Genomic DNA, 9,955 nt, shown 5'->3' with positions numbered 1-9,955 from the left:
TCTACGGCGCAGCGAAACAAAATATTCCCATTGATGCCGTGAAAAAACAGCTCCATGTGGCATAAGGAGTACCCCGTTTGTCTCTTTTTAAATGGTAATTATTGTAATGAAAATTACTCAACTACAGATGTGTATATTGATGAATTTTCTATTCTCACTCATACTTTAAATACGTACAATGATCCAACAAAAAAAGCTTTACGGCTACTAGCAAAAATTGAAAATAAAAGCGATGAACATAAATATATTGCTGATCATTCACGACGCGTTGCTTATTATTGCCTACAAATTGGGCAGCTAATTGGCTTGCAAGATCGTCAATTAAACAGCTTATACCAAGCTGCCCTTCTTCACGACATTGGTAAAATAGGTATACCTGACTATATTTTATTAAAAAACGAGGCGTTATCTAAAGATGAATTTTCATTCATTAAGGAATATCCGAATATGAGCTATTTTTTTGCTGAAACAGTTTTTCAAATAAAAGATAAAGACATTCTTGATGCTATTCTTTTTCATAAAGAACACTTAGACGGAACAGGTTATCCTAATCGATTAACAGATAAGCAAATTCCAATTATGGCTAAAATTATCTCTGTTGCAGATGCGTTCGATGCATTAATGTCAACAAGACCTTATCGACAAAAGAAGAGCAAAGATGAAGCGATTCACATATTAAAGAGGGAAAGTGGTATTAAATGGGACGAGCATATATTAAATAAATTGATAGATTTATTCACAAAAAAAGAAATGAATATAATAAATTAGCGATAAGAAGCACACCTTCGTATCGCTTTTTTCTTGCACGGAAAGGGGATTTTTTCATTGAACTGTATCCACTTATTAAAAACTACACTTTCTTGTTTTGAACACTTTATCAGTCAACCAGTAATTCTTATTATTGATGGAGAAATTATTTTTTCATACGATTCATCGGAAGACATAAAATATTTTTTTTATAAAAATGAATCTTATTTAAAAAAACAGACTGCCGACATTTCACAACCAATCTTATTGAAATATGGATTAGTTCATTTGATGGTTTTTCCTATAGAAACAAAAATGAAAAATTGCCAAGCGTTGTTGTTTGTTTCATATCCATATCATAATGACGCTCATCATTACATCACTTGCTTAATTGAAACAGTTTCCCTTATTATTCAAAAAAAATATATAGAAGAGTTGTTCGCATTGGAAATCCAACAGCTATCAGAAAGAGAAAAACAAATTTTTTTCCTTATTTTGAAAGGATACAGCAACAAAGAAATCGCACAAGAGCTCGTTTTAAGTCAACATACAATCAAAAACCACGTAAATAACTTATTCCAAAAACTTGACGTCAAGCGTCGTTCTCAACTTATCGCAAAATTTAATCATTTTTTATAAATTTGGGGGATTCGTATGGACATTTACGTTGGAAGACAACCGATCTTAAACAGAAAAGATGAAGTGATTGGATATGAATTGCTGTATCGAAGCGGGGAGCAAAACATCTACAATGCTATCGATGGAGACCGTGCAACGATCGATGTACTAGTAAATAGTTTTATGAATATAGGTATAGAAAGATTAACAAACGGCGCTCGATGTTTTATCAATTTTACTGAAACATTGTTAAAGCGAGGGCTACCTTTTTATTTTCCAAAACATTTGATCGTTGTTGAAATTTTAGAATCCATTCCTTATTCAAACGAATTACTTCACATATGCAAAAAATTAAAAGAAAAGGGATATACTATTGCGCTTGACGACTTTATATGTTCGAATGAATATATCCCACTTCTTCCGTATGTGGATATTATAAAAATCGATTTTTCTAAACAAACAAATAATGAGCACTTTAAACGTTACATTGGGCAACACAACATCAAATTACTTGCTGAAAAAATTGAAACAAAAGAGCAGTTGGAAAGTGCAAAAAAAGAGGGCTTTCATTATTTTCAAGGATTTTTTTTTAGTAAACCGATTGTTATAAAAGAAAAAGTTTTACCTAAAATTTCTTACACGTCCCAACTCAATTTAATAAAACAAATGAACAAAAATGAAGTTCATTTTGAAGAAGTCGTTCAAATCATCGAAAGCGATCCTTCTTTGGCATATCGTTTATTAAAAACGGTCAATTCGTTTTTCTTGTCTAAGGCACCGAAAATCAAATCCATTCGCCACGCTGCTGTGCTGTTAGGAACAAACCACTTAAAAAGTTGGTTAACTGTGTTGACATTACAAGAACCAAACGAACCGTTTAAAAACGAAATCATTGTAAATAGTTTAATACGTGCCAAAACGCTCGAACAATTAGCAGATCTCATTCACTTGCGCGATGAAAAAGACGTTTTATTTTTTATGGGAATTTGTTCATCGCTTGATTTATTGCTTCAACGCCCACTACAAGAAATATTGCAAGAATTACATGTCGATGAAGCGATTCAACATGGTCTGAATGGACAACCGTGTATTTACTCCATTTTGTATCATCTTGTCATTGCACTAGAAACAAACGATACAAATAAATTAAAAGAGATAACAACTACTTTAAACATTGATTTATCCAAAGCATTTGCGATTTATCAACAAAGTATTGAATGGGTTGTTGAATTGCAAAAAGATATAAAAGTAAAATAAAAAGGCTTTTCATAAGCCTTTTTATTTTACTTTGAATTTATTCATCATCCCTGTCAATTCATCAGCTAGCTGTTCGACTTGTTTCGCTTGTTCGAAAATTTGTTGCGCTGCTGCCGCTTGTTGTTCTGTCGCTGCACTGACTTCTTCAATGCTCGCGGATGCTTCTTCTGTGACAGCTGCTACATCTTGCATATGTTCAACAATCGTTTGTCCATCGTTTTGCACTGTTCGAATACGAGCCATCACTTGATTGCTCATTTCATTCGTATGTGTTAAGTTTTGGGCAATATGTTGAAACGCTCGCTTCGCTTCATCTACGCGTTCAAAAGCAAGATTCGCTACTTCATTTCCTTCCGTGACAATCGCAATCGCTTGTTCTGTATCGTGATGTGTTTGTTGAATCATTTGCGCAATTTTATCTGTTGCTTTTTCTGTTTCCTCTGCTAGTTTTCTCACTTCTCCTGCTACAACGGCAAAACCTCTCCCCGCTTCGCCCGCTCGTGCCGCCTCAATCGAAGCATTTAACGCTAATAAATTCGTTTGCGATGTAATATGGGTAATGACATTGACTATTTCCCTTACTTCTTTCGAACGCTCGCCTAATCGTTTCATCGCTTCGACAGCATCGCTTGAATGTCTAGCAGCCGACATCATCGCTTCGCTCATCGTTTGCAAAATCGCTTCTCCTCTTACCGACACTTGCTTTGCTTCTGGCCATCGCTTTCTCCATATTTTCAGCTTCTTCAATTAATCGCTGTAATTCATTCATCATGCGATTCACTCGTTCTGTTACATCTTGAACGGAATGTGCGATTGCTGTTGAGCCGTGGGCCATTTCGCTCATCGTCACTGCCACTTGGTTTGTCGTTTGCTTCGTTTCGTCACTTGCCACAACAAACGTTTGAGCATATTGACGAAGCTGCTCAGCTGAATCGTGCAACTGTTGTAGCATATGTCGCATATGATGAACCATTTGTTGAAAATATTGTCCGAGCTGTCCTACTTCATCTTCGCTTCGATGGTCGATCGTTACTGTTAAGTCGCCGCTTGCTACTTCTTTCGTTAATTGACTTAATTTTTGCAGCGGACGAACGAGGCGTGAAGCAAATAAAACAATGATAGCGCCGGCAAATAACACAACAACTCCAGCAGTAACAAACGATAAAATAGCTAAATAGTACAACTTTTCCGTTGCTTCAGCGACAGGCACAGTAAGCACAAGCCCCCATCCCGTTTGCTTAATTGGGGCATAAAACGCGTATTTTTCCACACCTTCGAACTCATATATCCCCATTCCTTTTTTGCCATCTAATGCGCGTCTTAACAACGAAACGAGTTGATCATTTTTTTCATGCAATAAATTTTTCTCTAATACATATTCTTTTTTCGGGTGTGCAATTAATACACCGTCCTTTTGAATTAAATATCCATACCCCGTTTTCCCAACATCCACGTGAATCACTAAATTTGTTATTTCTTCTGTCTTTACTGTCCCTAACAGCACACCAATAGTTTCTCCTTTTTCCCGAATCGGAGAAGCAATGACAATGACTTTCTCCCCGGTAGCACGTGAAACGATCACATCAGAAATGGACGTTTTCCCTTTTAAAGCTTCTTGAAAATACGGTCGGTCACTAATCGACAATTCTTTTCCATTCGCGTACGCCTTTCCATTCCGATCAGCAACAGCAATCAGCTCAAATGTTGACCACGTTTTTTGAATATGAGCAAGCCTTGTCTCATTTTCTTGTAGCTCAACAACATTCCACCCGCCTTCACTGCTCAATCCTTCAATCAGCTTACGATGGTCATCAATCCATTGATTAACTGCTGTTTGTAATCGTCCAAGCTCTACTTTAGCTGTCTGTTCAAATTGTTCTTCTAAAAATTGTTTCGCTTTTTGATGATTCAAATATGCCACTAAAAATAAAGAAATAATGACAAGAGGCATAATGACTAACAGTAGCTTTCCCCTTACGCTTTTCATCGTGTTCCCCCTCACCAATGTTTTTATATGTATTATCATAAATAAAATAAGTATGTAATAAAAGTAGGTAATTTTGACGATTATGATACATTTTAAATAAAATATTTATCTCTATTTTTATATATTGAAAAATCGACATCTTTCGACAATAATAGACATATATTCTATTTTTCTATGTAAAAGGAGGGGCGTTAGAAGTGGAAGAAAAAATACGCTTGCCACACGCTCTTTTCTCAAATGAACAGTTGCTATTTCAGATGATGGATCAATTGTTCGATATCGTTTTTTTAATGAAAGTGGAAAAAGGACCGCGGTTTCGCTACGTGCGCGTCAGTCCGACAGCCCTTCATTTAGCGAATTTAAGCGAAGAAGATATGGGAAAATGTATCGAAGATGTGTATGATGAACATGTCGCAAATCATTTAAACTTTCAATATATAAGAGCATGCAAAACAAAGTCGCTCGTCTCCTTTCGCGATCGGATGAACGTAAAAGATGACATACGCTTTGCGGAATCTACGTTAATTCCTATTTTGAACGAAAAAAATGAAGTATCATATATCGTCGCATGTACGCGTGAAATTACCGATATGCTAAAAAAAGAAGAACAGCTAGAAGAAGCACAACAATTAATTGATTCTTTATTTACCCACTCGCAAGAAGCTTTTATTTTATTCGATTTATTCGGACATATTATTCGCGTCAACGAAGAAACAGAACGTTTATTTGGATTGCAACAAAAAGACATTGTCGGGAAAACGCTTTTCGATGTCATTCCTGTATATAAAGAAAATATTCATCAAACGTTGCAACGATTAAGCGAAGGAAAACCATTGCACGCCATTCGCCTAACGATGAAAACAAGAAACGGTGAGACGATATACGTTTCTGTAAACGCATCTCCTTTATTCAACAAAGACGGAAACATTATCGCGGGCTTTGCTAGCCTTTTAAATATTACCGATCTCATTCAAACGCAAAAACAATTACAACAAAGTGAAAAATTACATCGTCATGTCGTAGAAACATTTCCTAAGGCGATTATGATTTGTACAGATGAACAAATCACGTATGCGAATGCAGTCGCCCTCCGTATGTTCAAAGCATCAACGATCGAAGACGTACGAAACAAGCCAGTCCACCAATGGATTCATACCGTTCCGGAGCCAACCATCACAGCAATCGACGGCGAAACAATTCCTGTACAAATCGACATCCTCCCGTTCCCGTACGAAACAAACAGGACTGAACTGATGATCATTAAACCAAGTGAACCGATCGTTGTACACGAAAAAGAAAAAGTATATATAGATCGAACAGAGTTTATAGAAAAGTTAACTGATCTTCTTTTTACGCACGAAGGTGTCGCCGTTCTGTTAGTTGATATACATCAATTTAAATTTATCAATAGCTTTCTCGGCCATGAAAATGGTGACGAGCTATTAAAACAAGTAGGCATGCGCCTTCACAACACGATACATCCAAAAGCGATGTGGACGCGAATAACGGGCGATCAATTTGCCATTGCTCTTTCGTACGGAAGCCAAGAAGAAGTAAAACAATTCGCCAACATGATAAAAGAAGTGCTCATCGAGCCTTATTCGATTGCTCAACAACAAATTCGCATCGGCATGCATATCGGTGTCGGCTACGCATACGATGCAAAATTATGTGCAGAAACGTTGTTAAACAATGCGGAAAAAGCGCTATATTTTGCGAAAATGGAAGGAACGAACGTCGTGAGATCGTACGAACCGCATATGTCGAACGCTTTTGCCCGAAAAATCCAGCTTGAAAACGCTCTTCCGCTCGCAGTAGAAAACAACGAGCTCTTTTTGCTCTACCAGCCGAAAATTAATGTCCGTACTCGTTCATGTCAGGTCGAAGCGCTCGTCCGTTGGAAACATCCTCAGTTCGGCTTTGTCAGTCCCGCTGAATTTATTCCAATGGCGGAAGAAACGAACGTCATTTACGACATCGGAAAATGGGTGTTGCGTCAAGCGTGTCGCGATCTTGCGTTTTTGCGCCAACATACAACGGGCTGTATGAAAATCGCTGTCAACTTATCAGCCAAACAATTGCTAGACGAACAACTATTTGAAGATATTCAACATATTTTACAAGAAGAAGGTTGCGACGCCTCTTGTTTTATATTTGAAATTACCGAAACAACAATGATTAAAAATCCTGAACATGTTGCAAAAACGTTAGAACGTTTAAAACAGCTCGGTTTTTCCATTGCCGTAGACGACTTTGGCGTCAGCTACTCGTCGCTTGAATATTTAAATCGCTTCCCCATTGATGAAGTGAAAATTGATCGTTCATTCGTTCAAAACATCGTCAATCATGACAAAAGTAAAGAAATTGTCAGCGCCATTATTTCGCTTGCGCACAATTTACAGCTAACGGTGACGGCCGAAGGAGTCGAAACAGCGCAGCAAGCGCAGTTTTTAATTGAAAAACAGTGCGAACAATTACAAGGATTTTATTTTAGCCGTCCGGTCTCGCTTGAACAACTTCCAAGCACAATCGCATCATTACAAAACATAATAAAATCCCCGATGTAACTCGGGGATTTTTTTATACAAGCACGGCGCGATCGCTAGCAAATTGACTGCCACGAATGCGTTGAAACTCTTGAAGAAGAGAGGCAACAGTTAGCTTTTTCTTCTCTTCTCCACTTGCTTCAAAAATAATTTGTCCACCGTCCATCATAATGAGACGATTGCCCAATTGGACAGCTTGCTCCATATTGTGCGTCACCATTAACGTCGTCAAGCGATTCGTTTCAACAATTTGTTTCGTTAAATCTGTAATTAACTTCGCGCGCGCGGGATCTAACGCCGCAGTATGTTCATCAAGAAGGAGCACGTGCGGTTGCGTAAATGTCGCCATTAAAAGTGACAACGCTTGCCGTTCCCCACCAGATAACAAGCCGACTTTCGCATGGAGACGGTTTTCTAATCCGAGCTGAAGCGTCGCGAGCGTTTCTTTAAAAAATTCGCGCCGCTTTTTCGTCACACCGAACCGAAGAGTTCGCTTCACCGTTCGGTTATAAGCGATCGCTAAATTTTCTTCAATCGTCATGTTCGGTGCCGTCCCTGCCATCGGATCTTGAAAGACGCGACCGATATAACGCGCTCGATCATGTTCACTCATCGTCGTAACGTCCTTCCCGTCAATTACGACTTCTCCTGTATCTGGAGCCAGTCTCCCTGAAATAATGTTCATCAACGTCGATTTTCCCGCTCCGTTGCTGCCGATAATCGTTACAAAATCGCCCGGCTGAAGCGAAAGTTCGATATGTTTTAACGCCACTTTTTCATCGAGCGTTCCTTCGTTAAACACTTTCGTAATCTGTTTGAGTTGAAGCAACGGCTGCACCTCGCTTTCTCGCTTTCCGCTGTTTTTCGGCACGCGCCGCTACCATTTGCGGAACGACGAGCGCTAAAATGACAATCATCGCTGTAATCAGCTTCACATCGCCCGTCTCTAAAAATTGGACGCGCAACGCAAGCGTAATGACGATGCGATATACAATGGCTCCTAAAATCACCGCAAGCGTCGCCCGCACAATCGTTTTCGCCCCAAATAACGCTTCTCCGATAATGACCGACGCTAAACCGATGACGATCATGCCGATCCCCATGCCGATATCGCTAAAGCCGCTATATTGCGCAATAAGAGCCCCTGAAAACGCGACGAGTGCGTTTGACAAGCCGAGGCCGACCATTGTTAAACGGTCCGTGTTTCCTGAAAAACTAGCAATCATTTTTTTATTATCTCCGACGGCACGAAGCGCCAAACCGACTTCCGTTTTCAAAAATAAGTCAATGACTACTTTCACTACAGCGACTAACAACATCCCAAAAACAATAATCGCCCACGTTTTCGGAACGAAAGGAAATATCGTTGCCAACGCTTGATCGAAACGTTGAAACGCTTTTGCGATGATCGTCATGACCGTTTCTTGTTGTAAAAGCGGGACGTTCGGTTTATCCATAATGCGCAAGTTAATCGAATATAAAGCGATCATCATTAAAATCCCTGATAATAACGGATTAATTTTCCCCTTCGTATGCAAAAGGCCTGTCGCACATCCTGCGAAAAAGCCAGCGCAAAGCGCCGCAAGCGAAGCAATAAACGGATTGACGCCACCGACGATGAGAACGGAAGCGACTGCCGCTCCCGTCACAAAACTTCCGTCCACCGTCAAATCAGGAAAATCTAAAACGCGAAACGATATATACACACCGAGCGCCATAAGCGCATATAACAATCCTGCTTCAACTGAGCTAAACAATGCTGTAATCATACAGATCCATCCTTTGTTTTATTCAATAAATTCCGCCATGCTATCCCATTCACTACGCCACTCGACACCCATCTCTTTTGCTGCTTTTTTATTGATGACAAGCTTCAATTTTTGCGGATATTGTACCGGAAGTTCAGCTGGCTTTTTCTTCCCTTCTAAAATGTCTGCTGCCATGACTCCTGCTTCATAGCCAATATCGTAGTAGTCAAAACCGTACGCCGCGAAACCGCCACGTTTCACTGAATCTAATTCGCCGACAAAAAGCGGTAAATCTTGATCGTTCGCGACTTGAATGACGGACTCAAGCGCTGAAACGACCATATTGTCCGTAATGACGTAAAAACAATCGACTTTGCCAACTAACGATTCCGCCGCTTGTTTCACTTCCGCCGATGTCGACACCGAAACAGGTACGATCGTTAAGTCGGTCCCTTCCATCGCTTTTTCCACCGCATCCATTTGCGCCACAGAGTTTTGCTCGCCCGCGTTGTAAATCATGCCGACGCGATTCCCATTCACAAATTGATCAATAAATTGCACCGTTTTCGGAATAGCATCTGGATGCGTATCTGTTGTCCCTGTCACATTTCTACCTGGATTTTCCATCGATTGCACAAGCTTCGCTCCAACCGGATCTGTCACAGACGTAAAGACGATCGGAATATCTTTCGTCGCATTTAATGCGCCAAGCGCGCTCGGTGTAGAATTGGCGAAGATTAAATCGACGCCATCGGCAACAAAGTTGTTGGCAATCGTTTGATTATTGTTCATATCTCCTTGTGCAATTTGTACATCGTATTCGACTTTTAACCCTTTCTCTTCAAGCGCCTTTTTAAATCCGTTAAACGCCGCATCAAGCGACGGATGTTCGACAATTTGTGTCACACCAACTTTATATGTTTTCTCCTCGCTTTTTTCTGTTGTTGTTTTTTCTCCAGCGCATCCTGCTAGCACACTTCCTGCAAGCAACAACGCGCTACACGTTTTTACCCACTTCATTTGTATCCCCCTCACTTTTTCGCTGTTTCGCT

Annotated in this window: 9 protein-coding genes; 4 read left to right on the top strand and 5 right to left on the bottom strand. The window is 39.7% G+C overall.

Annotation, left to right across the window (positions count from 1 at the left end; all coding sequences use genetic code 11):
- Nucleotides 1-54 precede the first annotated feature (54 nt).
- From K1I43_RS14050 to K1I43_RS14040, 3 genes are read left to right on the top strand one after another with little or no spacing between them, the layout of a single operon-like run.
- Nucleotides 55-768, top strand: a complete 714-nt coding sequence (locus tag K1I43_RS14050; protein WP_255572256.1) for an HD-GYP domain-containing protein — start codon at nucleotides 55-57, stop codon at nucleotides 766-768.
- A gap of 57 nt (nucleotides 769-825) precedes the next feature.
- Nucleotides 826-1,386 (top strand): response regulator transcription factor, encoded by a 561-nt coding sequence (locus tag K1I43_RS14045; protein WP_019417029.1) that lies wholly within the window; start codon nucleotides 826-828, stop codon nucleotides 1,384-1,386.
- Nucleotides 1,387-1,401: 15 nt separating this feature from the next.
- Nucleotides 1,402-2,622, top strand: coding sequence for an EAL and HDOD domain-containing protein (locus tag K1I43_RS14040; protein WP_019417030.1), 1,221 nt, complete (start codon nucleotides 1,402-1,404; stop codon nucleotides 2,620-2,622).
- Nucleotides 2,623-2,643: 21 nt separating this feature from the next.
- Here the strand turns inward: K1I43_RS14040 and K1I43_RS14035 are convergent, their stop codons facing one another.
- Together K1I43_RS14035 and K1I43_RS14030 are read right to left on the bottom strand one after the other, a co-directional pair.
- Nucleotides 2,644-3,288, bottom strand: coding sequence for a methyl-accepting chemotaxis protein (locus tag K1I43_RS14035; RefSeq protein WP_157966501.1), 645 nt, complete (start codon nucleotides 3,286-3,288; stop codon nucleotides 2,644-2,646).
- Entirely contained in the window at nucleotides 3,260-4,609 is a 1,350-nt protein-coding gene (locus K1I43_RS14030; RefSeq protein ID WP_019417032.1) for a PDC sensor domain-containing protein, read from the bottom strand. The genes K1I43_RS14035 and K1I43_RS14030 overlap by 29 nt, the downstream gene beginning before the upstream one ends.
- Nucleotides 4,610-4,806: 197 nt before the next feature.
- Here K1I43_RS14030 and K1I43_RS14025 point away from each other — a divergent pair, with 197 nt between their 5' ends.
- Nucleotides 4,807-7,176, top strand: coding sequence for an EAL domain-containing protein (locus tag K1I43_RS14025; protein ID WP_019417033.1), 2,370 nt, complete (start codon nucleotides 4,807-4,809; stop codon nucleotides 7,174-7,176).
- A gap of 13 nt (nucleotides 7,177-7,189) precedes the next feature.
- On the opposite strand, the gene K1I43_RS14020 is transcribed toward K1I43_RS14025, so the two are convergent.
- The 3 genes from K1I43_RS14020 to K1I43_RS14010 are packed head-to-tail and all read right to left on the bottom strand — an operon-like array spanning nucleotide 7,190 to nucleotide 9,923.
- On the bottom strand, nucleotides 7,190-7,984 hold the full coding sequence (locus K1I43_RS14020; protein WP_019417034.1) for an ABC transporter ATP-binding protein: 795 nt from the start codon (nucleotides 7,982-7,984) through the stop codon (nucleotides 7,190-7,192).
- Entirely contained in the window at nucleotides 7,950-8,924 is a 975-nt protein-coding gene (locus K1I43_RS14015) for an ABC transporter permease (protein WP_019417035.1), read from the bottom strand. The genes K1I43_RS14020 and K1I43_RS14015 overlap by 35 nt, the downstream gene beginning before the upstream one ends.
- Nucleotides 8,925-8,942: 18 nt before the next feature.
- A complete protein-coding gene (locus tag K1I43_RS14010) occupies nucleotides 8,943-9,923 on the bottom strand; it encodes an ABC transporter substrate-binding protein (RefSeq protein WP_026011559.1) in 981 nt (326 codons plus the stop codon).
- Nucleotides 9,924-9,955: the final 32 nt, after the last annotated feature.

Source organism: Anoxybacillus sp. ST70, from assembly GCF_019553625.1.
Lineage (GTDB): Bacteria > Bacillota > Bacilli > Bacillales > Anoxybacillaceae > Anoxybacillus > Anoxybacillus gonensis.
This window is presented reverse-complemented; position numbering and strand designations above follow the sequence as displayed.